Here is a 21,891-nt window from a genome sequence, read left to right on the forward strand (position 1 = left end):
CGCAGGAAAGTATAAAGGCAAGGCAGGGTGTGTAGCCCCCGCCTTGCCCCGCTCCACCGCTCAAAATCTAAAAATTGTCAGCCGTTTTCACCGGCCGGCGATCTTGATGCGCCGCTCAAGCTGATCGGTGAAGGTGGTCATGACGGTGGTCAGGGCGAGGTAAACGGCAGCCACCGTGGTCAGCACTGGAATCGGCTGGAAGGTTTCGCTGCTGACCCGCTGCCCCGACAGCGTGAGTTCGACCAGCGCGATGGCTGAGGCCAGCGAGGAGTCTTTGAGCAGCGCCACCAAGTTGTTGACCAGCGGCGGCACCACGACCCTGAGCGCCTGCGGCAAGATGATGCTGGTCATGGTCTGCGCTCCACTGAGGCCCAAGCTGCGGGCCGCCTCACCCTGTCCCCTGGGAATGGCCTGAATGCCCGCCCGGATGACTTCAGCGTTGTAAGCCCCAACGTTGAGCGAGAGGGCCACCACCGCCGACCAGAATTCGTCGAGCTGCACATTGATACCGATCTTTTGCAGCAAGGGCGGCAAAGCATTGTAGACAAACAAAATCTGAACCAGCAGCGGCGTGCCGCGCACCAGCCAGACGAAAAAGCCTGCTGGTGCGCGGGTCACCCACAGCGAGCTGGTTTTCATCAGTCCAGCCAACAAGCCGATCATGAGGCCAATGACGCCCGAAACCACCGTCAGCAGCAAGGTGATGCGTGCACCGTCCACAAACAAACTTGCGCGTGAGCCAATCGGCTCCGGCATCAGCTTGAGCACCACGCTGATCAGCAAAAACAACAAGTAAAAAGCCGCCGCTGCGCCGAGCAGCCAAGCGCCCAACGTCCAGCCGGCGAGGGGCGTTGAGCGGGGCGCAGCGGGCCTGGGGGACGGAGCGCTCACAACAGCTTCCCGCGAGATGAGTGGTTCTTCATTCAGCTCAGTATCTCACAGGCGCTAGGCGAAAAATGAAAAGCGCCCGTTTCCACAAAGGAAAACAGACGCCGACTTTTCAATTGATAAGCCTTGTGCCGTCGACTTTACTTGCAGCGAATATCTTGACCGAAGTATTGGTTGCTAAGCTTGGCATAAACGCCGTTGTTTTCAAGCTTGGAAAGGCTGGCGTTGAGTTCTTTGGTGAGGCTCGTATTGCCCTTCTTAACGGCCATCGCAATCTTTTCTTGAAACAACAGGTCGCCCTGCACCAGCTTGCCCGGCACGGACTTGATGGCGTCCAGACCCAAAAACTTGTCACTGACCCAAGCGTCGGCGCGGCCCGACATCAGTGCGGCCTGAGCGTCGGTGTCTTTTTGGAAGGTCTTGACATCTTTAATGCCTTTGATCTTCTTGACATTGTCGAGGTAAGTCGTGCCGACTTGCACCACTACCGTTTTGCCCACCAGATCGGCAGCCGACTTGGGGCCGCCGGGCTTGCTGACTATCGCGCCGCCGGTGCAGTAATGCGGATCGGAAAAGTCCACTGCTTTGGCCCGCTCAGGAGAAATGCCGTGCGAGGCGATCACGAAGTCGTAGCGGTCTTGGCCGAGGCCGATCAGCAAGTTGTCGAACGGCTGGGTGATCCACTCGACTTTGAGGCCGAGCTGTTTGGCAATCGCGTCGGCCAAATCTATTTCAAAGCCGGTCAGCTTCTTGCCTTCAAAGTAGTTAAACGGCTTAAAGGCTCCCTCGGTGGCAATTTTGATGGTGCCAGCTGCCTTGATCTGATCCCAAGTACGGGCCTGCGCGGCGGATGCGAGTAGGGTCAGCGCGGTGAGGGCAAGGATGGTTCGTTTCATAGTGGGCCTCCTGATTCGGGCCAAGCCGACTTCCCCGTCTTGGGAGAGCGGCTCAGAAATGGTTACGCCGTCAATTTAGCGCATAGCAGTGAGCAGAAAACAGCGCCGCACATCAGCTGGGCATCAGCGCTCCGCGCCGCATGTGCCCACCTCAAGCTCAAAAAAGCCGACCCCACGCGGGGGCCAGCTTCCTTTTGCCGTTTGCGCGGCAAATTACGCTATTAGTCGGTTGAAGCGACGATGACTTCTTTGGTGAGGCTGGTCTGGTTGGCCATATTGGTTTGGTTGCCTGCACGGCCTGCAACGCCTTCGTTGCTGTCGGCCTGACCACGGGTACCCATCGGCTGACCACGGTCAATCGCCATCTCGGTGACAGTATCGAAAGCGTGGAGGCGGACATTGTCGACCACCACGTCGACCACGTCGCCGGGCTTGATGTGGGCGTGGCCCTCGACTTTGGCGACCATGGTCTGGCCGTTGACTTCCAGCATGAAGTCGGTCTGTGCGCCCAGCGGCTCAACGACCAACACCTTGCCTTGAAGGAAGTTTTCGCCCTCGGGAATGTTGGTCATGCCGCGCACGCCGATATGCTCCGGGCGAATGCCCATGAAGACTTCCTTGCCTTCGTAAGCCTTGATGCTCTGGGCCAGCGGGCCACGCGGCGAGACTTTGGAATTGCCCACCACGAATTGCCCGTTTTGGACGCGTGCAGTCAGGAAGTTCATCGAAGGGCTGCCGATGAAGCCGGCCACGAACTTGTTCTGGGGGTAATCGTAGAGGTTGAGCGGCGAATCGACTTGCATCATCACGCCGTCTTTCATGACCACGATGCGGTTGCCCAGCGTCATGGCCTCGACCTGATCGTGGGTCACGTAAATGATGGTGGTGCCGAGGCGTTGGTGAATCTGGCTGATCTGCGAGCGCACTTCGACGCGCAACTTGGCATCGAGGTTGGAAAGCGGCTCGTCCATGAGGAAGACTTTCGGCTCGCGCACGATGGCGCGTCCCATCGCCACGCGCTGACGCTGACCACCGGAGAGTTCTTTGGGCTTGCGGCCCAGCAAATGCTCGATTTGCAAAATCTTGGCGGCGTCACGCACCCGCTTCTCGATTTCGTCTTTGGGGGTCTTGCGGAGCTTGAGGCCGAAAGCCATGTTCTCGTAGACGTTCATGTGGGGGTAGAGCGCGTAGTTCTGAAACACCATGGCGATGTCGCGGTCTTTGGGCGGCACGTCGTTGACCACCCGGTCACCGATTTTCAGGATGCCGTCAGAGATGTCTTCGAGCCCGGCAATCATTCGCAGGGTGGTGGATTTACCGCAGCCTGACGGCCCGACGAACACCATAAACTCGCCGTCAACCACATTGAGGTTGAAGTCGGAAACGGCGACGCTGTCTTTGCCGTAGCGCTTGTATACGTGTTCCAGAATGACATCTGCCATGATTGCGCCTACCTTTAGCCCCGTCTCTTCGCCGTGAGTATCCTCAGCGAATTGGGGTACATGAAAAGAGTGCTTATTGCTTCCGTTGTGGCCTTTGCGGACAACAGCAGTATAACCAATCTATAAAGGTTGTGACAAGACGCCTAGAACGCATTTTCGGTGATCGCCGCGCCCCACTTAGGAACGCAGTTCCCGCAGCGCCAGCCGCGCAGCCCAGTAGCCCGCCATGCCGTGAACGCCTCCGCCCGGCGGCGTACTGGCACTGCACAAGTACACCCCTTTCACGGGCGTGCGGTACGGCTGAGCGCTGAGCACCGGGCGCGAGAGCAGTTGCCCTAAGCTATTGGCCCCGCCGCCCACGTCGCCGCCGACCAGATTTGGATTCCACGCTTGCAAAGTGGCCGGCGTGCTGACCGAGCACTGCAAAATCAACGTCGAGAAACCGGGAGCCGAGCGCTCGATCTGCGCTTCCAACTCGGGCAGGGCGTCCTGCGAACTTGCGTTGGGAACGTGGGTATACGCCCAGACGGTGTGCTGGCCCGCTGGAGCGCGGCTGGGATCAAAGAGGGTGTGCTGGGCCAGCAGGACGTAGGGCCGCTGATCGACTTTGCCGTGGGCTGGGGCGGCCTCGGCGCGGGTCAGGCTCGCCAAATCGCCGCCCAGATGCACCGTTCCGGCGCGGGCCACCTGCGAATCTGCCCACGGCAACGGGCCGCTGAGGGCGTAGTCCACTTTGAAGGCCCCGGGGCCGTACTGGAAGCGGCGAAGCTGCGCGGCGTAGCGCTCCGGCAATTGTCCCTCAGCCAGCTTGAGCAGCGCGGGCGGCCCCACGTCCAGCAAAGTGATGTCGGCGGTGGGCAATTCGCGCAGATGCTGAACAGGCTGGCCCAGCGTGATTTCGCCCCCCAGAAACTTGAAGTAGCCCACCAGCGCCGCCGCCAACTCGCCCGCGCCGCCCTGCGGAAACGGCCAGCCACGTGCGTGGGCCGCGCCGCCGAGCATCAACCCAAAGGCGGTGGTGGCCGGACTGGTCAGCGGCAGGGTGCTGTGGGCCGCCAAACCTCCCAGCAGAGCGCGGGCTTTTTCGGTGCGGAAGAGCTTGGCCAGCAACGTGACGGGCGGCAGAGCGCGAATCCCGAAGCGGGCCAGCAAAATGGGATGCGCCGGAAGATGCAGCAGCGGCCTGAGAAATTCGCCCATCAAATCATCCCAGTTCTCGACCAGCGGGGCCATCAAGCGGCGGTACAGCGGGCCGTCTTCGCCCAGGCCGTCGGCAGTTTCGTCGAGGCTGCGGTGAAGCAGGGTCGCTCCACCGGGCAGAGGGTGGGCCAGCGGCACGTCCGGCTGAATCCAGCGCAGGCCAAAAGCGTGCAGCGGTAACTCTCGGAAAAAGGGACTGCTGATGGCCAGCGGGTGAATAGCGCTGCCAAGGTCGTGGACGAAGCCCGGCAAGGTGAGCGGGCCGCTGCGGGTCGCCCCGCCTGCCGCGTCTTGGCCTTCCCACAGGCGCACGCGTAGGCCGGCCCTTGCCAGCACGATAGCGGCGGCCAGCCCGTTGGGGCCGCTGCCCACGACGTTGGCGCTGAGCGTTGAACGCACGGATAAAGACATAGTTCATGATGGCTGATACGGGCGCAGGCGATGTGTGGGGAGAAGGGCGGTTGAGTCGCGGCAGGACTGGCCGAGCGACCACCGACGCTCTACTTTGAAAGCGTGATTCACAGCGTTTCACTCGCACAGGCCCGACAGATGCTCCGCGCCACACTCCAACCGTTTGCCGAAGCCTTGACACTCAGGACGCTGAGGGCCGAGCCGTGCACTCCGCAAGGCATTAATCGCCCCATCTGCAAATTGAAGCTATACCTTGGTCAGCGAGCAACCAGACAACCGCACCGTTTTGGGCCAGCCGCACAAGGAGTCAGCATGACTATTCGGGAGTTGACCGGACAAGATATCCAACTGAGCTACGCCGCCATGTTTGAATTGCGGGGCCAGCGCCCGCCACTGGCTTCACCGGAAGCGTTTCAGCGTTGGGTCACGCAGCAAGCGGCGCAGGGCTACCGGCTCGCCGCCACTTTTGAAGCGAAAGCAGCAGAGGCTCAGGCCGTCTGCGGCTTTCGGGTGCTGAACTTTTTGTATTCGGGCCGTCAGCTCTACATCGACGACCTCTCTACCCTGCCCCAGGCTCGCGCAAGAGGCCACGCCCGCGCCCTGCTCGACTGGGCCGAGGCCGAAGCGGGGCGGCTGGACTGCGAGAGTCTACACCTCGATTCGGGCGTGCAGCGTTTTGGAGCGCACCGGCTGTACCTCAAAGCGGGGATGGACATCACGGCTCACCATTTTGCCAAGAGTTTGCGGTGACTTACTACGACCCACGCGCCCGCAACCCCGCCACCAGCCGCCGCCCGCTCAACCGCCGAGACGATGAATGGATACGTGACCTGCTGGGCCGCCTTCAAATTTGCCGCATCAGCACGTTGTGGCAAGGCGAGGACGGGGAGGCCTTTCCGTTCATCAACCCGACCAGCTTCGTCTACCGGCCAGAGACGCACGACCTCATCTACCATTCCAACTTGGCTGGGCGGCTCAGGGCCAACACCGAAAACAGCCAGCGAACCACCTTTGAAGCCAGCGAGATGGGCCGCTTTTTGCCGAGCAACGATCCGCTGGAATTCAGCGTGCAGTACCGCAGCGTGGTGGCGTTCGGGCTGTCGCGGCTGCTGGAAGGCGAAGAAGCCCGCCGGGCGCTGTATAGGCTGTGCGCCCACATTTTTCCCGACATCAGGCCCGGTACCGAAATGCAGCCGATCAGTGATGAGCAACTGAGCCGCACCAGTGTCTACTCACTGTCCATTGAGCGCTGGAGCGGCAAAGAGAACTGGGCCGATCAGGCCGATCAGACCCTAGACTGGCCCGCTTTGCCTGAGCACTTGCTCAAACCACCTGCTTAAAGAGCCATTTGCTCAGCGGCCCAGAAGCAAAAGACCCAACCAAACATCAACAACCCTGACAAATTGCTGCCCGCCGCCCCGCTAAGATAAAGAGCATGATGCGCCGGATGCTCTTCTCACTCGTGCCGCTGACGCTGCTGGCGAGTTGTGCGCCGCGCGTGACGGCCACGCCCACACCGATCACTGCCCAAACGCCGGTCAGCGCGGTGTCGTTTTATCCCAAAGAAACCGGCCTGCTGTGGAACTACGCGCCCGAAGGCGAGAGCACTGGAGTGCCGTACTCGCTCAAAGCGCTCGGCCCCACCGTGTTTGGAGACGCGCAGGTGTCGGCCTTTCAGCTGACCGGACGCGGCGCAGACCAGACCTCCTACCGCCAGATCGACGCCGGCGGCCAGCGCCTGCTGGGCTTCCGCAAACCCGGCCTGAGCGTGACGCTGAGCCCGGCCTGGCAAGAATGGCCTGCCGAGAACGCTTGGAAGGCGGGGCTGACTTGGAGCGGCCAGAGCAGCGCCCGCCTGCGCTCGGATGACGGCCAAGTCGATCAGTCCGGCACCATCACTTACCGCTACAACGTCTTGGAGCAGCGCCAGGTTACAGTGGCGAACCAGACTTACCACGTCTGGGTCATCAACCGCCAGCTCACCGACACCCTCGGCGGCCTCTTTCCGGCGTCCGAGACGATCTGGTTTGCTCCCTACGTGGGCGAAGTGCGAACTGCCGAGGCGCTGCTGCTGATCGGGCGCAATTTCAAGAGTAACTAAAAAGCAGCTGACCCAAGCCCCATCTCCCCTTTTCGCCCACCACCACAGGAGCCGACATGAGCGCCAAAAAGACCCCACTTCAACCGCTTCAAAAGGAGTTGCCCAGACCAGAACTGTCCAGGCCAGAGCTGCTCAGATCAGAGTTACCCAGACTGGAATCACTCCGGCCTCCTCCGAAAACGGCTGCTCAGTCCGTCAAGGCCCTGTCCATGCCGGCTCAACCGGTCAGCACCACGCCGCTGCTCGACCGGATCGACTCGCCTGACGATCTCAAGCACCTCAACATGGATCAGTTGCCGGAGCTCACAGCAGAACTCAGGGACGAAATCGTGCGGGTGTGCAGCGTGGGCGGGCTGCACCTGGCTTCCTCACTGGGAGCCACCGACCTCATTGTGGCGCTGCATTACGTGCTCAACTCGCCGAGCGACAAGATTCTCTTTGATGTGGGCCACCAAGCCTACGCCCACAAAATCTTGACCGGACGGCGGCACCTGATGACCACCCTCAAAAAAGAAGGCGGCTTATCGGGCTTTACCCGCGTTTCCGAGTCGCCGCACGACGCCATCACGGTGGGCCACGCCAGCACTTCTCTGGCCAATGCGCTGGGCATGGCAATGGCCCGTGACGCGCTGGGACAAGATTACAAAGTGGCCGCCGTGATCGGGGACGGCGCACTGACCGGCGGGATGGCCTTGGCGGCACTCAACACCATCGGCGACAAGCAGCCCAACATGCTGATCGTGCTCAACGACAACGAGATGAGCATTTCGGAAAATGTCGGGGCCATGAACCGCTTCATGCGCGGCCTGCAAGTCCAGAAGTGGTTTCAGGAAGGCGAGGGAGCCGGTAAAAAGGCCGTCAGCGCCTTCAGCAAGCCGCTGGCCGAGCTGATGAGCCGCGCCAAGAGCAGCACCCGCCACTTCTTCGATCCGGCCAGCATCAATCCGTTCGCGGCGATGGGCCTGCGCTATGTGGGGCCAGTGGACGGCCACGACGTGATCGAGATGGCCTGGCTGATGGAAAAACTGCTGGATCTGGACGGCCCCACCCTGCTGCATGTCGTGACCAAAAAAGGCAAGGGCTTAGACACCGCCGAGGCCGACCCGATCAAGTGGCACGGCCCGGCCAAGTTCGATCCGGTGACGCACGTGTTCGCGGCGGGCAAGCAGACCTATTCGTGGAGCAACGCTTTTGGCGACGCCGCCAGCGAACTCGCCGCCCAGGACCCCCGCATCTTCGTGATTACCCCCGCCATGCGCGAAGGCTCGGGCTTGGTGGAGTACAGCAAAGCGCACCCCACACGCTACCTCGACGTCGGCATTGCCGAGGAAGTGGCGGTCACGGCAGCGGCAGGCATGGGGCTGCAAGGCCTACGGCCCATCGTGGCGATCTATTCCAGCTTCCTCCAGCGGGCCTACGATCAGGTGGTGCATGACGTGGCGATTGAGCACGTGCCGGTCATCTTCGCCATCGATAGAGCGGGCGTGGTCGGCGCAGACGGAGCCACCCACAATGGGGTGTTCGATCTGTCGTTTCTGCGCAGCGTGCCGGGCATGAAAATCGGCCTGCCCAAAGACGCCTACGAGCTGCGTGGGATGCTCAAAGAAGCGGTGCGGCTCGGCGGCCCGGTGGCTATCCGCTATCCGAGGGGCAACACTCCCCGCGTGCCGGAAGGCACCTGGCCCGACTTGACGTGGGGCACTTGGGAGCGGCTGCAAGGCGGCAGTAACGTAGGCGGCGTGGTGGTGCTGGCAGCGGGCAAAGCGCTGGAATACGCCCAAAGCGCCCTCAAGGACTTGCCGGAAGTGGGCTTGATCAACGCCCGCTTCGTCAAGCCGCTCGACACCGCCATGCTGCGCGAAGTGGCCGCTTCGGCCCGCGCCATCGTGACGGTGGAAGACAACAGCGTCGTCGGCGGCTTCGGCTCGGCGGTGCTCGAAGAACTCAGCCGCCTGAATCTCAGTGTGCCGGTGCGGGTGCTGGGCGTGCCCGACGAGTTTCAGGAACACGCCAGCGTGGAGCGGGTTCACGCGCTGTCGGGCATGGACGCGCAGGCCATTCGCACGGTGCTGGCCGAATTGGGCGTGGACGTGCCGCTGGAAGTTTAATCGAGAGCGCAGTACACCGCGATTTGCCGCCGAATCACGTCCAAGCTGCTGCGCCAAAAACCCACGTCGTGCAGGTTCATCCCAAAGCGGCCCGCCAGTTCCTGTGGGCTGCTCAGTCCGGTGGAGGCCAGCAGCTCATCGTAGGCGGCGCGGAACGTCTCTGGTTCGGCTTGGTAACGGGCGTAGAGGCCCAAGCTGAACAGCAAGCCGAAGGTGTAGGGGTAATTGTAAAAGGCCAGACTGTAGTAGTGCGGCTTGACCGCCCACATGTAGGGGTGAGCCTGTCCCAGCGCTTCTCCGTAAGCGGTGCGCTGGGCCTGCTCCATCAAAGTGCACAGCTCGGCAGACGATAGATCACGCTCGGCGCGGCGGGCAAACACCGCTTGCTCGAACAAAAAGCGCGAGTGAATATCCACCACCACCTGCGCGTGTCCCATCAGTTGCGTTTCCAGAATGTAAAGTTGCTCGGCGGCGTTGTCCGCTGCCTGTTCACCCGCTTCACGCCCCACCGCCTCACTCAGAGCCGCTTCCTGAATGATAGTTTCGCAGAAAATGCTGGCGGTTTCGGCCAAGGTCATCGGCGTGCGGCTCTGCACCGGAGTGCGGTGCATCAAGCAGAAGTTGTGGTAAGCGTGGCCGAGTTCGTGGGCCACAGTAGACACCGCATCGAGGGTGCCGCCGTAGTTGAGCAGCACCCGGCTTTCACCGACCTCCGGCTTCCAGGTCATGCAAAAAGCCCCGCCGCGCTTGCCGTCACGCGGGCCAGCATCCAGCCAGTTTTCATTGAAGGCGCGGGCGGCAAAATCACCCAGCTTGTCGGAGTAGCTGCGAAACTGCTTTTCTATGAAGGCCGCGCCCGCCGCGTAGCTCCACTCGCGCCCTGCTTCGCCCTGCGGCGCGAGCAAGTTGTGCCAGTCCAGTTTTTGGTGACCCAAACGCCGCGCTTTGGACAAAAAGTAAGCCTGAAAATCAGGCAGGCTTTCCTTGATGGCGGCGGTCATGGCGTCGAGCGTGGCGCGGTCGATGCCGTGAATCAGCAAGCTGGCGTCGAGGGCACTGGCGTGGCCCCGCCGCAAGTTGAGCACGCTCGCCTCACCTTTCACGCCGTTCATGGCGGCAGCCAGCGGCACTTCTGCGGCTTTCCAAGCGGCCAGCTCAGCGTCATAAGCCTTTCGCCTGACCTGCTCATCAGCGTCGCTGGCGAGGTTGCGAATGGCGGTCATCGGCAAAGTTTGGCCGCCAAACGGCACCTGCATCTGGCTGGTCAGGTTGCCGTGCAGCTTGTTCCACGCGCCGCCACTGGCCGGGTGCAGGGCGCTGGCGAGTTCCTCCTCGCCTTCGGGCAGCAAGTAACGGGCTTCTTCCACCGCCCGTTGAAGAGAGTAAGCGTGCTGGCGGGCGGTTTCCGAGTCGGCCAGCAGCGTTTCCAGATTCGCGCCGCCCAGCCAAGCCTTGTAGCGGGTCGATAAATTTTGCAGCGGCAGCAGCAGGGTACTCAGCTCACTCTGGCGGGCCTGCGCCGCGTCGTTGTGGCTGTCGGTGGTGACCAGCGCCTGCAAAAACGCGCTGGGCGGGCGTGCTTGGCGCAGCAGGTCGTTGAGGAGGGCAGTGGCCTGATCATAAGCGTCGGGCGTAACAATGCCCGCAGCCCGCACCCCCAGCGCCTCAAAGTGCTGGCCGAGCCGGGTCAGTGCTTCACGCAGCGCCCCGAACGCCGAGAGCAACTTGGGATCGTCGGCGGAAGCAAAGAGGTCATCGGTGCGCCAGCGCGGCAGTGAATCGGGCATTTGGGGGGTGGTCATGCGGGCAGTCTAGCGCTGAGCAGAGAACACGAGACCGGAAATAAGCGGGTGCTAAACTCAGGGGCATGAGCGCCCCGACCCTGTTCGTGATTACCAGCCGCTACCTCAAGCCCGCCGAGCTGATTGCTGAAATCACGCCGCGCCACCGCACCTGGCTCGACCAGCATTACCGCTCCGGCACTTTTTTAGTCTCCGGCCGGATGCCCAGCGGCGCGGGCGGCGTGCTGCTGGCCAAAGCTGAAACTCAAGCCGAACTCGAAGCTCTGTTTAAAGATGACCCGTTCGTGCTGGAAGGCTGCTCGGAATACAGCTACACGGCTTTTACGCCGGTCAAGCGCGGTAAAAGCTTGGAGTTGGAGGGCGTGCCGTTGGTGGAGTAAAAGTATTCTAGACAGAAAAGCGGCCCGCTCAAGTCTCGTAACTCGGCGGGCCGCTTTCGTTTTCATTTCCAATCCTCAGCTCTTGACGGCTTCCTGATCTGGTGCAGCTTGGCCCATCACCGCGCCCATCTGGTCGTAGGCCCACTTGAGCAGCTCCTCGGTGGTTTGCCAGCCCACACAGGCGTCCGTCACCGACACGCCGTACTTGAGGTCGGCAGGATCGGCGGGAATGCTCTGCTTGCCCTCGATCAAGTTGCTTTCCAGCATCAGGCCGACCAGCGCGTCGTTGCCCGCCACCCGCTGAGCAATCACGTCATTCCAAGCGCCGAGCTGCTTTTCAAATTGGTAACTGCTGTTGTGGTGCGAGCAGTCCACCACGATGCCCGCCGTGACCCCGGCGTCAGTCAGCAGGCCCAGCGTTTCCTGCACGTGCTCGGCGGCGTAGTTGGGGCCAAACCGCCCGCCGCGCAAAATCACGTGGCCGTCGGGGTTGCCTTTGGTCGAAACGACTGCCGCTTGCCCTTCGTCGGTAATGCCCAGAAAAGTATGCGGTTTGCCTGCACTGACAATGGCGTCCACCGCCAGCTTGATATTGCCGCCCGTGCCGTTTTTGAAGCCGACTGGCGTCGAGATTCCGCTGACCATCGCCCGGTGCGTCTGCGACTCGGTGGTGCGTGCGCCGATGGCGGCCCAGCTGAGCTGATCGTCGATGTACTGCGGCACGAACGGATCGAGCAGTTCGGTGCCCACCGGCATGCCGAGTTCATTGATCTTGAGCATCAAGCGGCGGGTTTTGCTGAGACCCAGGTTGAAGTCGTTTTTGCCGTCCATATGCGGGTCGTTGAGGTAGCCGCGCCAGCCGACGGTGGTGCGCGGCTTGTCCATGTAGACGCGCATCACGATTTCCAAGCGGTCGGCGTACTGGGTGCGGAGTGCAGCGAGGCGGCCAGCATAATCCAGCGCCTGCGCTTCGTCGTGAATGCTGCATGGCCCTACGATCAGCAGCAAGCGGGGGTCTTGCTTGTTGACAATGCGCTCCACGCTGGCGCGGGACGCAGTGACGGTCGCCTCGGCGGCGGCGCTCAGCGGCTGCTCGGCCTTGAGATCACGCGGCGAGGTGAGCGGCTCAAAGCGGGTGACGTGGGTGTTGGCGATAGGCTGCGCGGCGGTTGAAGCGGTTGTATTTGCTGAATCTGACATGGCTCTCCTCGGGACTTCTTCGGGTGCTAATTTAAGGGCTTCTCAACGAAAAAACCCCGTCCGGTACGAATTTCCGGGCGGGGCGCGGCGACAACGCGACTTAAGCCCGGAAAACTCCGAACCAATAAAAAAAGCCGAATCCATTGAAAAAGGAAGTGCCGCTGCTGGACATAGCGCTACTGTACGCCCGCTTCGCGGCGGCAAATGCGGGGTGGGCTAGACTACTTTTAGCGCCCTTGCCGAACCCAGTTGCTATGTACGGCGAGATTACCGTCTCGGGATTTCATGTCTTGGGCGAAGCGGCTTCTTGATCAGAGCAGCGCCGATGATGACGCTTAGCCGCACCTACCGGGCCTGCCCGCTGTCTTGGGCAAAGCGGCGCCCGTATGGGGCCTGCCCGCTCCGCTCAATTTCTCTACAGATAAATGTTGGCGTGCTTAGACCAGCCAGCTTGCCCAGTCGGTGAAGTCGGGCACCACCCGCGCCGCTCCTGCCGAGAGCAACGCCGCCTCCGTCTGGCTGGTGCTGAGGGCCACCACCGTGCAGCCCGCACCCGTCGCGCTCAGCACGCCATTGACCGCGTCTTCGTGGGCGAGGCAGGCGTCGGCGCTCAGACCCAGCAGCGCCGCGCCGCGTTCAAACGGCTCAGGATGCGGCTTGCCCCGCGTCACGTCCTCGCCCATGATTCTGAGTGGAAAGCGCTCAGTCAGCCCCAAAGCTTCCAGCCCAAACTCCACATTGACTTTATCGGCGCTGGTCACCAGAACATAAGGAATCTGGCGCTCTGTCAGGGCGTCCAGATAAGCGCTCAGGCCCGCGACTTCGCGCAGTGCGCCGCGTGCCAGAGCGCGGTAACGCTCTTCTTTGACGTTGTGAAAGGTCAGGGCTTCACTTGGCGTCGGAACGCGTCCAGTCAGGCGATGCATGATTTCGGGGTTGCGCCCGCCGTCCACTTTGGTGTCGAGGTCGTGCTCGGTCAAGCTCAGATTCAGGTGTGTGAGAGCGACTTCCTGCCAAGCTTTGCGGTGAAAAGCGTTGTTGCTCATCAGCACGCCGTCCATGTCGAACAGCACGCCGGAAGGGGTCAGCGGGAAAAGGGACATACCCTAGTCTAGGGCTTACTTGACGCTCAGCAGCAGGCCCGTAGGCGAGTATTCAGCCACCGTCGCCGTGTCGCTGGCGGCCAAAGCAGGCATCGCCGAGGCCGTCACTGCGCCGCTGAGCGTGCCGAGCGAAATACGCGGCGGATAGACTCCCAGCGTTCCGGCCACAAACCGCAGCAGCGGCGCAGCGCCCGACTGGGCCGCGTAACTTTGGCTGGCGGGGTGATACGGCTGACCCAGATCGGTATTCACGACGCTGGCCAGGACGCTGCCCGCCTTGACATCCAGCGTCAGGGTGGCGGCCCACGTCGAGCCGGTGGAGGTGTCGGCAGGCAAACTCAGCACCAGCACGCCGCGCAAATCGGCCGTGACATTCTGGACTTGGTCGGGCGTGACGAGCTGCGCCGACTCGGCCACCTGCACTTTCCGCACTTTATCGCCCAATTTGGCTTTCAGTGCGCTGAGTTGAGCCAGACTGCCCGCGCTGAGTGTGCTGGACTGGCTGGCACTGGCTTGGCCCGACAACTCGGCCTGCACCGCCGCTTTGAGAGGAGCGACCTGCCCCCAGAAGCCGCCAATTTGCGCCGCCACATTCTGGGGAGTGCCGCTGACACCGCTTGACGTGCCGCAGGCGCTCAGCGCTCCGGCGCAGAGAAGAGGCAAAATCCAAAGTGAGCGGCGCATGAATGGGCTTAGCCTAGCTTGTTGGGGGGGTGTATCACAAGACTTTGGGGGAAAGCATGTGACCCTCTTCACACTTTGGCTACTCGTGTAAACCCCTTTCGTGGCAAGTAGACCGCCTTGCAGACTGCGTTCATGACCGCCCCTCATCCAGCCCAGCAGCCCCTGAAGCGCAACACCAGTTTCTGGCTGTGGTGGCTCGGCTCGGCCCAGAGTGCAGTGGGCAGCTCATTGTCCAGCGTCGCGCTGGCCCTGCTCGTGCTCAAACTCAGCGGCTCGGCGGGAGCGCTCGGAATCAATCTGGCGCTGTCCTTGCTGCCGGGCCTGCTCTCGCCGCTGATGGGCACACTGATTGACCGGCTGCCGCTCAAGTTGCCGCTGATAACAGGCAATTTGCTGCGCGGCGCGTTTCAGCTCACAGCGGGCGGGCTGGCCTTACGCGGGCAAATCAGCGTGGAAGTTCTGCACGTGCTGGCTTTGCTGACGGGCCTGGTGGGCGCATTTTACGCTCCGGCAGGCATGGGCGTGTTGCCCAGATTGGTGGCCAAAGCCGATTTACCCCGCGCCACCGGCCTGATGCAGGGCACTTCACAGAGCATGAGCTTACTGGGCCTGGTTGGCGGCGGCGTGCTGGTGGGCGCGTTTGGCAGCGCGGCGACATTGATCGCTGATGGGGTGAGCTTCATGGTCATGGCGGGCCTGCTGCTGCTCGTTGCGTTTCCGGCCCGCTTACCCACCACACCCGGCACCTTCTGGGACGAGTTTATAGGCGGGCTGCATTACGTGCGGAGCAGCCTAGTGCTGACCTTGTTGCCACTGCTGGGGTTTTTTATCAACGCGATGCTGGCCCCGATGGAAATGATGGTGGCTCCCCGAATGCTGACGCTCGGTGCGGGCGCAGCGGGTTACGGCCTGTTTTTCGGGATGGTGGTGGGCGGCGAGGTGCTGGGCAGTCTGGCGGTGGTGGCGCTGGGCGATCGGTTCAAACCCAGACGGATCAGCGCGGCGGCGCTGGGCGGGGTGGCCGTTCTCCTGCTGCTCCTGGCCTTCACCCGCACGCCCACGCAGATGTACACGGTGGCTTTGGGGCTGGGCGCGGTGCTGGCCGTCAACAACAGCGCCATCAGCTTGCTGTTTATGAGCTGGGTTGATTCGGCTTACTTCGGGCGGGTCGGCAGCCTGCTCAACATGATCGGCACGGCGGGAATGCCGCTGTCGCTGCTGCTGCTCGCTCCGGGGGCCGACCATGTTCCGTTCTGGACGATGTTGTCCGCTTCCGGCACGGTGACGCTGCTGGCGGCGGCGGTGTGGCACTGGGCGCTGAGCCGCCCTCAGCTTTCCAGTGTGCCCGGCGAAAACAGCAGCCCCAGCAAGTAAGGCTTTCCCTGCGCGTCGTGGCGGCTGTACTTCTCACCGAGTGAGCGCAACTCGGCTTGCAGCGTGTCGGCTTGTTCGGCGCTGAGGCTCATGGCCGCGAACAGACCGTAAATCTCGCTCCTGAACCGGTCAAAGTCCGGCTCCACGAAACTGTAGTTCAGTTGTCCATCTCGCATCCCCAGCCGCAACATGTCGCGCCTCTGCTGGGTCAGGAGCCGCGCCTGGTGGTGAAGGAACGCTTCAAAAAAGGGCCGGTAGTGCGCCCCCATCATCTCGTGTAGGGTGGCCGCGTCAGAGAGCGCAAACGGCACTTCGTAGCCAGCGGCCCGCGCCGCGTAGAGCTTGCAGGGCCGCCCAGCGCGGGGACGGGTGCCCATCACCGTGATCAATTCGGCGGCCAGCAGTTGCCCCAGTATTCGGTGAACGCCGGATAGGGGCTGCTCAATCTTGCAGGCAATTTCGGCGGCGGTCTGGCCCTCTGATTCGCCTAGCAGCGCCCCAAGCACCGAGGCGGCCCTCAGCGAGAGCAGCAACCTGGCCTGCGCGGAGGTGGTGGCCCTGAAGACTTTCTCCATTCAGGGCATCCTAACCCGCCTCAAGGCGTACAGTAAGGCATGACACAGCCAGATGAACCCCGGCAGAGGGAAGGCGAAATCCTGATCAGCGGCGTGGACACTGGCCCCGAAAAAAGTGCCAACGAATCACCCACCGAAATGAGCGCCCGGCTGCGCGGCTTAGACGATCCCGAAGCCCGCAAGCGCCATGAGCCGGACAACGAAGACGGCTAAGACCCCACCAAAACAAAACCCAGCACAGGCAAAGGCGAGTCGCGGCTTGCCTTCTTTTTTTGCGCTCCCAGACGAAATAAAGTGCTTATTGTGCAAGAAAAAATCCATGAAGCCGCCCGAATGCAAATTTTGATTGACAGCCTGCCAACACTTTGACAACATGGCCGCGTACTCCACAAAGCAACTGCTCCGATCCGCTCCCCAACCAAGCGGCCCTCGGCTTTTCATTCACCACTTCATTCACGGTTCATCCCCGGAGGCCCATGACCATCACTCTCTTTTTTCAGCAACTGCTCAATGCGCTGGCCCTCGGTGGCGTCTACAGCTTGGTAGCGCTGGGTCTGACACTGGTTTACGGCGTCATGAAAATTCCCAACTTCTCTCACGGGGCGCTTTACATGCTCGGCGCGTATATCAGCTACGCCGCGCTGACCAGTCTGGGGCTGCCGTATTTTCTGGCGCTGGGCCTCAGCGGAGTGGTGCTGGGGCTGCTCTCAGCCGTGCTGGAGCGGGTGGTGTTTCATCCGCTGCGCCACGCCTCGCACGTTCACACCATGATCGCGGCAGTCGGGGTGCTGTTTTTTATCGAGGCCGTCATCCGGCTGCCGTTCGTGTTCGGCTCTGACTTTTTGCAGTTGCCCTCACCCCTGAGCGGCATCGTGAGTTTCGGCGGCGTGACCATCACCGCCCAGCGGCTGCTGATTATCGGAGCGTCGGTGGTCATCATGGGCCTGCTCTACTTTTTCCTCAAGCGCACCCTGGTCGGCACCACCATCGAGGCGATGGCCCAAAACCGCGAGGGCGCACGCCTCATGGGCATCAACGTCAACGGCGTGGCGATGCTGACCTTCGGCATTTCGGGTTTGCTGGCCGCCGTCGCCTCCACGCTCTACGCGCCCACCGCGCTGATCTCGCCTTCAATGGGCGAGGTGATGAACCTCAAAGTCTTTGCCATCATCATCCTCGGCGGAATGGGCAGCGTGCCGGGCGCAGTGGTCGGCGCATTTTTGCTGGCGCTGGCTGAGGTCTTCGGCGGCGTGATCGTCGGCGCTGATTTTGCCGACATCGTGGGCTTTGCCCTGCTGGTCTTGGTGCTGGCGTTCAGGCCGCAGGGCCTGTTTCGGAGCGGCGCATGACCCCGCAAATTACTTTCAAGTCGGCCCTGCCCTGGCTGATCGTGTTCGCGCTGGCGGCCCTGATTCCCGTGTTCACCAGCAACCGCTACATTCTGGACGTTGCCGTCAACATCATGATCTGGACGATTGCCGCTTACGGCCTCAACGTGATGCTGGGCTACGCGGGCATCTTGCAACTCGCCCACGCCGGATTTTTTGGCATAGGCGCGTACACAGTGGGCATTTTGACGCTTAAGGCGGGCTGGAGTTTCTGGCTGGCCTGGCCCGCCGGGGTCGCGCTCTGCGCGGTGCTGGGTTTGCTGCTGGGCTTGGTGGCCTTCCGCACCGGGCGCGAAACCTTTCCAATCTTCACGCTGGGGGTGGGCGTCATCATCACCCAGGTCATCAACAAATGGGACGCGCTGACCGGCGGCAACGACGGCCTCAACGGCATTCAGGCTCCCAAACTCGGCAGTATCGATTTTGGACGCGGCGCGGCTTTCTTTTACTTGGGCCTGATTACTTTGGGATTGGTGATCTTTCTGGTGGCGCGGGTCAGGTCGTCGATGTTCGGCCGCTCCTTGATCGCCATTCAGGGCAGTGAGGACTTGGCCCGCACGCTGGGCATCAACGTGTTCAGCCACCAACTGCGGGTGATGATGCTCTCCACCGCAATCGCCGGACTGGCGGGCGGCTTTTACGCGGTGTATATCGGCTTTATGGGCGCAGCGATTACCGGCGTGGCACAGACTTTCGTGGTGCTGCTGTACTTGCTGGTCGGCGGCGTCGGCACGCTGGCGGGGCCACTCATCGGCACGGCGCTGATGTTCTTTTTGGGCGAGCAACTCAAAAACTTTGGCGATTATCAGTTCATCGTCTTCGGGCCGCTGCTGATTTTGATGGTGATGTTCGCCCCCGGCGGCATCGCGGGCCTGTGGAGCAAAACGATGTTCGCCCGCCAGAAACCCCCGCCCCCCGCAGACCGCTCACAGCAGGAGGCGACCGATGCTGGCGTTTAAGAATTTAGGAATTCGCTTCGGCGGCAATCAAGCGGTGGACAATGTCAGCGGCTCGCTGGCTCCCGGTAAGATCACCGCCATCATCGGCCCCAACGGCGCGGGCAAGACGACTTTTTTCAACATGCTCTCAGGCTTTTACAAACCGACCTCGGGCGTGGTGACGCTGGACGACCAGCCGATCAGCGGGCGGCCTACCCACGAAGTCGTCGGGCGCGGCGTGGCACGCACTTTTCAGACCACCACCCTCTACAAAAACCTCTCGGCACTGGAAAATGCCGTGCTGGGCCACCGCGTCCGCACCCGCGCCGGACTGTGGGACGCGCTGTTGAGGTCAGGCCGTGAGCAGCACGACGAAAGTGTGAGCATCAAGGCCGCCCACTACGCCCTGACGCGGGTGGGTCTAGATCACAAAGCCCACCTGATCGCCGGTTCGCTGTCTCAAGAAGAACAAAAACGGGTCTCGATTGCCAGCGCTCTGGCGACCAATCCCAGCATCTTGCTGCTCGATGAACCCGCCGGGGGCCTGAACCCCGAAGAAACCGCCAAACTGATGCGCCTGATCCGCGAGCTGGTGACAGGCGGACTGACGGTGGCGCTGATCGAACACAAAATGAGCCTCGTGATGGGGCTGGCCGATCACATCATGGTGCTGCATCACGGGCAACTCATCGCCGAGGGCACGCCCGCACAGGTCAGCCAGAACCCGGCGGTGATTACCGCTTACCTCGGCACGCACGGCAGCGGCGGGCAACACGGCCAGCAGGCCCAAGCGGGCAACCCACCCACCAACAACCCACCAAATAACAATCAAAACGGAGCCGCATGACCGCTTCCCGCCCCCCCTTAGACATTCAAAACCTAGAAGTCCGCTACGGCGCGTACGCGGCCCTGCAACACGTCAGCATGAACGTGGCTCCCGGCGAGATCGTGGTGCTGCTGGGCGCAAACGGCGCGGGCAAAAGCACCCTCTTCCGCACGCTGGCGGGTTTGCAGCGTCCGGCCAGTGGCACGGCCACTTACGGCGCGAGTCTCACGGGCGGCAGGCCAGAACAGTGCGTGGCGCTGGGCGTGGCCCTGTGTCCGGAAGGCAGGCTGCTCTTTCCGGCGCTGAGCGTGGAGAAAAACCTGCGGCTGGGCGCGTTTCCTCACCGCAAGGACGCCAGCGGCAACGAAAAACAGCTCAAACGGGTCTATGAGTTGTTCCCAGACCTGATCAAAAAAGCCCCTGACGCAGCAGGCAGCTTATCGGGTGGGCAGCAGCAGATGGTGGCGGTGGGCAGAGCGCTGATGGCCCGCCCCAGCTTGCTGCTGCTGGATGAGCCGAGTCTGGGCCTCGCGCCGCTGGTGGTCGAGCAGGTCTTCGGAGCCATCGAGCGGGTCAATGAGAGCGGCGTCAGTGTGCTGCTGGCCGAGCAAAACGCCTACGCCGCTCTGGCGATTGCCCACCGGGGTTACGTGATGGAAAGCGGCCAAGTCACCTTGGAAGGCTCGCGCGACATGCTGATGAACGACGACCGCGTGCGCAGCGCTTATCTGGGAGTTTGAGACTTCACTTAGCGGAAGTTCAGGCCCAATTTGACGCCGGGTGAGATGGAGTTGCCGAGGGTGTACCCCAAGCTGCCCTCCACAAACACGGTGCTGAAACGGGCAATCCTGGCCTCGGCACTGGCCGACAGATAGGGCCGCACAAAAACAAACGCGCCGCCGTTGTGGGAGCTGAGATCCAGGCCCGCACCAACAGCGGCGCGAACAGGTGATCGAAGGTCGCCGTAAACCGGATACGACACGCTCAGATCGCCGCCGAAGCCGAGCGTGTAGCCCAAGATGCTCTGCACATTGACTCCCAACCGCAGGGCGTAACGGTCAGTGTCGTAAGTACCTTGAACGCCCAATCCCACATCCGCGCCGCCGACGGAACTGGCCTGCGTGTAAAGGCCAAAATACGTCTGCGGCGCAGTCTGGGCGGCGGCGCTGGAGAGGGCGGCGAAAGAGAGACCAATCAGTAGCGATTTGAGAGCGTTCACAGCGGCAGCTTAGAGCAAAACTTAGCATCCATCCTCACATTCTTTATAGAGGTATAAGTGGGCTTTTCTAGACGCGCGTCGCGGCGGCCTCCTCTTTTTGCAGCCACAGCACCAGAGCCTCGGCGCTGGCAGGATTAGTGGCCAGCGGAATGTCGTGAACGTCGCACAGCCGCACCAGAGCGCTGACATCCGGTTCATGCGGCTGGGCGGTCAGTGGATCACGGAAGAAAAACACCGCCCGCACCTGCTCTAAGGCAATCCGCGCTCCGATCTGCTGATCGCCGCCCAGCGGCCCCGACAGCACCCGCTCGACGTTGAGGCCGGTTTGCTTTTGCAAAATGCTGCCGGTGGTGCCGGTGGCGACCAAATGAAATTGGGAAAGCAGCTCGCGGTGGGCCAGAGCGAACAGCGCCAGTTCCAGCTTTTTTTTGTCGTGGGCGATCAGGGCGATTTGGTGCTTGCCACTGCGGGCGGCAACGTCGGGTTGAGATTCGGGAGAGGCCATAGCAGCAGTCTAGAGGTATGCCAAACTCAACCTATGCCGCCCATCATCCGCTTGCTCCAAGTTGGAGACGCCGCCCCTTACCGCGCGTTGCGCCTGCGTGCCCTCACCGAAGACCCCGCCGCGTATCTCACCAGCGCTGAGGAGTATGCCCAGCGCTCACCAGACGAGATTGCCGCCCGCCTCGGGGCGACCGAGCAGGCCTTTACACTGGGCGCTTTTTTGAAGACTGAACTCATTGGAATGGCGACCCTGATACGGCTGGAGCGCCGCAAGCAGCGTCACCGTGCCGATGTGGTGAGCGTGTATGTAGCTCCAGAAGCGCGGGGACAAGGCGTGGCCGCCGAGTTGATACAGAGCTTGATTGATCAAGCACGGCAGCAAAAGGGACTGGAAGTTCTGGGCCTGAGCGTCACCGAAACGCAAGTGGCCGCCCGCCGACTTTACGAGAAGCTGGGCTTTGAACTTTGGGGCGTGCAGGCAAATGCCCTACGTCAGGGTGAAGCGGCGCTCACTGAGCTGCATTTGCAACTGAGATTGTAAAGGCCAACTTGTGAAGGTCAGCGCCCCTGCTCTCTGCCAAACCTGAGCGCCGCCTGCGCTGGGCCTTCGCGCTCCCACCTCCAGCAGTGAAGCAAGGAGGGCCAGCTCATCAACACAGTCAAGCGGACGCCGCCTAATCGGCAAGACCAAAAACAGAAAGCTGACCCCGCCGCCTCAAGCGTTCGGGTGAATCTTCTCACGGCGCAGGCTCCCAAGGATGCCAAGTTTGCCGTGATCCGAGATCAGCGCGGCAGCAGACGAATCATTGATCTGTCGTGGGCCAGTGCAACTGATGGTGCAGTGAGCAGAGG

General features: G+C 62.0%; 23 protein-coding genes and 1 pseudogene. 13 read left to right on the top strand and 11 right to left on the bottom strand.

Annotated features, from left to right (window positions below; all coding sequences use genetic code 11):
* Positions 1–87: 87 nt before the first annotated feature.
* Both EHF33_RS05930 and EHF33_RS05935 read right to left on the bottom strand, forming a co-directional pair.
* Positions 88–891 carry an amino acid ABC transporter permease gene (locus EHF33_RS05930; protein ID WP_420889953.1) on the bottom strand — a complete coding sequence of 268 codons (804 nt, stop codon included), beginning with the start codon at positions 889–891 and terminating at the stop codon, positions 88–90.
* Positions 892–1,028: 137 nt separating this feature from the next.
* A complete protein-coding gene (locus tag EHF33_RS05935) occupies positions 1,029–1,784 on the bottom strand; it encodes an ABC transporter substrate-binding protein (protein WP_124868766.1) in 756 nt (251 codons plus the stop codon).
* Positions 1,785–1,798: 14 nt separating this feature from the next.
* On the opposite strand from EHF33_RS05935, the pseudogene EHF33_RS22115 reads away from it, so the two are divergent.
* Positions 1,799–1,870, top strand: a pseudogene (locus EHF33_RS22115) (twin-arginine translocase TatA/TatE family subunit); the annotation flags it as partial.
* A gap of 135 nt (positions 1,871–2,005) precedes the next feature.
* Here the strand turns inward: EHF33_RS22115 and EHF33_RS05940 are convergent.
* On the bottom strand, positions 2,006–3,226 hold the full coding sequence (locus tag EHF33_RS05940) for an ABC transporter ATP-binding protein (RefSeq protein ID WP_124868767.1): 1,221 nt from the start codon (positions 3,224–3,226) through the stop codon (positions 2,006–2,008).
* 177 nt (positions 3,227–3,403) lie between these two features.
* Complete coding sequence (locus EHF33_RS05945) at positions 3,404–4,837, bottom strand: phytoene desaturase family protein (protein WP_124868768.1); 1,434 nt, start codon at positions 4,835–4,837, stop codon at positions 3,404–3,406.
* 312 nt (positions 4,838–5,149) lie between these two features.
* Between EHF33_RS05945 and EHF33_RS05950 the strand changes: the two genes are divergently transcribed.
* The 4 genes from EHF33_RS05950 (at position 5,150) to dxs (ending at position 9,046) form a co-directional block, all read left to right on the top strand.
* Complete coding sequence (locus EHF33_RS05950) at positions 5,150–5,587, top strand: GNAT family N-acetyltransferase (protein WP_124868769.1); 438 nt, start codon at positions 5,150–5,152, stop codon at positions 5,585–5,587.
* Positions 5,584–6,177, top strand: coding sequence for a pyridoxamine 5'-phosphate oxidase family protein (locus EHF33_RS05955; RefSeq protein ID WP_124868771.1), 594 nt, complete (start codon positions 5,584–5,586; stop codon positions 6,175–6,177). The genes EHF33_RS05950 and EHF33_RS05955 overlap by 4 nt, the downstream gene beginning before the upstream one ends.
* 95 nt (positions 6,178–6,272) lie before the next feature.
* Positions 6,273–6,938 carry a hypothetical protein gene (locus tag EHF33_RS05960; protein ID WP_124868773.1) on the top strand — a complete coding sequence of 222 codons (666 nt, stop codon included), beginning with the start codon at positions 6,273–6,275 and terminating at the stop codon, positions 6,936–6,938.
* 209 nt (positions 6,939–7,147) lie between these two features.
* A complete protein-coding gene (dxs, locus tag EHF33_RS05965; protein ID WP_124868775.1) occupies positions 7,148–9,046 on the top strand; it encodes a 1-deoxy-D-xylulose-5-phosphate synthase in 1,899 nt (632 codons plus the stop codon).
* Here the strand turns inward: dxs and EHF33_RS05970 are convergent.
* Positions 9,043–10,848, bottom strand: coding sequence for a M3 family oligoendopeptidase (locus tag EHF33_RS05970; protein WP_124868777.1), 1,806 nt, complete (start codon positions 10,846–10,848; stop codon positions 9,043–9,045). The genes dxs and EHF33_RS05970 overlap by 4 nt on opposite strands.
* 65 nt (positions 10,849–10,913) lie before the next feature.
* Here EHF33_RS05970 and EHF33_RS05975 point away from each other — a divergent pair, with 65 nt between their 5' ends.
* Positions 10,914–11,228 (top strand): YciI family protein, encoded by a 315-nt coding sequence (locus tag EHF33_RS05975; protein WP_124868779.1) that lies wholly within the window; start codon positions 10,914–10,916, stop codon positions 11,226–11,228.
* A gap of 75 nt (positions 11,229–11,303) precedes the next feature.
* Here EHF33_RS05975 and EHF33_RS05980 read toward each other — a convergent pair whose 3' ends face one another.
* The 3 genes from EHF33_RS05980 to EHF33_RS05990 form a co-directional block, all read right to left on the bottom strand.
* Positions 11,304–12,428 carry a 3-deoxy-7-phosphoheptulonate synthase gene (locus EHF33_RS05980; RefSeq protein ID WP_124868781.1) on the bottom strand — a complete coding sequence of 375 codons (1,125 nt, stop codon included), beginning with the start codon at positions 12,426–12,428 and terminating at the stop codon, positions 11,304–11,306.
* Between the two features lie 437 nt (positions 12,429–12,865).
* Positions 12,866–13,531: an HAD family hydrolase gene (locus tag EHF33_RS05985; protein WP_124868784.1), complete on the bottom strand. Its 666-nt coding sequence runs from the start codon at positions 13,529–13,531 to the stop codon at positions 12,866–12,868.
* A 15-nt stretch (positions 13,532–13,546) separates the two neighbouring features.
* A complete protein-coding gene (locus tag EHF33_RS05990) occupies positions 13,547–14,215 on the bottom strand; it encodes a hypothetical protein (RefSeq protein WP_124868788.1) in 669 nt (222 codons plus the stop codon).
* 132 nt (positions 14,216–14,347) lie between these two features.
* Between EHF33_RS05990 and EHF33_RS05995 the strand changes: the two genes are divergently transcribed.
* Positions 14,348–15,589 carry an MFS transporter gene (locus EHF33_RS05995; protein WP_124868791.1) on the top strand — a complete coding sequence of 414 codons (1,242 nt, stop codon included), beginning with the start codon at positions 14,348–14,350 and terminating at the stop codon, positions 15,587–15,589.
* Here the strand turns inward: EHF33_RS05995 and EHF33_RS06000 are convergent.
* A complete protein-coding gene (locus EHF33_RS06000) occupies positions 15,544–16,164 on the bottom strand; it encodes a helix-turn-helix domain-containing protein (RefSeq protein ID WP_124868794.1) in 621 nt (206 codons plus the stop codon). The two genes, EHF33_RS05995 and EHF33_RS06000, sit on opposite strands and share 46 nt — an antisense overlap.
* A 39-nt stretch (positions 16,165–16,203) precedes the next feature.
* Between EHF33_RS06000 and EHF33_RS21060 the strand changes: the two genes are divergently transcribed.
* The 5 genes from EHF33_RS21060 to EHF33_RS06020 all read left to right on the top strand — a co-directional run bounded on the left by EHF33_RS21060 (position 16,204) and on the right by EHF33_RS06020 (position 20,056).
* Positions 16,204–16,377, top strand: coding sequence for a hypothetical protein (locus tag EHF33_RS21060; protein ID WP_164473421.1), 174 nt, complete (start codon positions 16,204–16,206; stop codon positions 16,375–16,377).
* A gap of 269 nt (positions 16,378–16,646) precedes the next feature.
* Positions 16,647–17,513: a branched-chain amino acid ABC transporter permease gene (locus EHF33_RS06005; protein ID WP_124872890.1), complete on the top strand. Its 867-nt coding sequence runs from the start codon at positions 16,647–16,649 to the stop codon at positions 17,511–17,513.
* A complete protein-coding gene (locus EHF33_RS06010) occupies positions 17,510–18,511 on the top strand; it encodes a branched-chain amino acid ABC transporter permease (protein ID WP_124868798.1) in 1,002 nt (333 codons plus the stop codon). Before EHF33_RS06005 ends, EHF33_RS06010 begins: the two co-directional genes overlap by 4 nt.
* The gene (locus tag EHF33_RS06015) at positions 18,498–19,337 is read left to right on the top strand and encodes an ABC transporter ATP-binding protein (protein ID WP_124868802.1); all 840 of its coding nucleotides are present in this window, start codon (positions 18,498–18,500) and stop codon (positions 19,335–19,337) included. Before EHF33_RS06010 ends, EHF33_RS06015 begins: the two co-directional genes overlap by 14 nt.
* Positions 19,334–20,056 (top strand): ABC transporter ATP-binding protein, encoded by a 723-nt coding sequence (locus EHF33_RS06020; protein WP_124868805.1) that lies wholly within the window; start codon positions 19,334–19,336, stop codon positions 20,054–20,056. Before EHF33_RS06015 ends, EHF33_RS06020 begins: the two co-directional genes overlap by 4 nt.
* Before the next feature lie 8 nt (positions 20,057–20,064).
* Here EHF33_RS06020 and EHF33_RS06025 read toward each other — a convergent pair whose 3' ends face one another.
* Together EHF33_RS06025 and mgsA are read right to left on the bottom strand one after the other, a co-directional pair.
* The gene (locus EHF33_RS06025; RefSeq protein WP_124868808.1) at positions 20,065–20,535 is read right to left on the bottom strand and encodes a hypothetical protein; all 471 of its coding nucleotides are present in this window, start codon (positions 20,533–20,535) and stop codon (positions 20,065–20,067) included.
* Between the two features lie 67 nt (positions 20,536–20,602).
* Positions 20,603–21,040 carry a methylglyoxal synthase gene (gene mgsA / locus EHF33_RS06030; RefSeq protein ID WP_124868811.1) on the bottom strand — a complete coding sequence of 146 codons (438 nt, stop codon included), beginning with the start codon at positions 21,038–21,040 and terminating at the stop codon, positions 20,603–20,605.
* Positions 21,041–21,073: 33 nt separating this feature from the next.
* Here mgsA and EHF33_RS06035 point away from each other — a divergent pair, with 33 nt between their 5' ends.
* Complete coding sequence (locus EHF33_RS06035; RefSeq protein WP_164473422.1) at positions 21,074–21,580, top strand: GNAT family N-acetyltransferase; 507 nt, start codon at positions 21,074–21,076, stop codon at positions 21,578–21,580.
* The last annotated feature ends 311 nt before the right edge of the window (positions 21,581–21,891 follow it).

The organism is Deinococcus psychrotolerans, from assembly GCF_003860465.1.
GTDB classification, from domain to species: Bacteria; Deinococcota; Deinococci; order Deinococcales; family Deinococcaceae; genus Deinococcus; species Deinococcus psychrotolerans.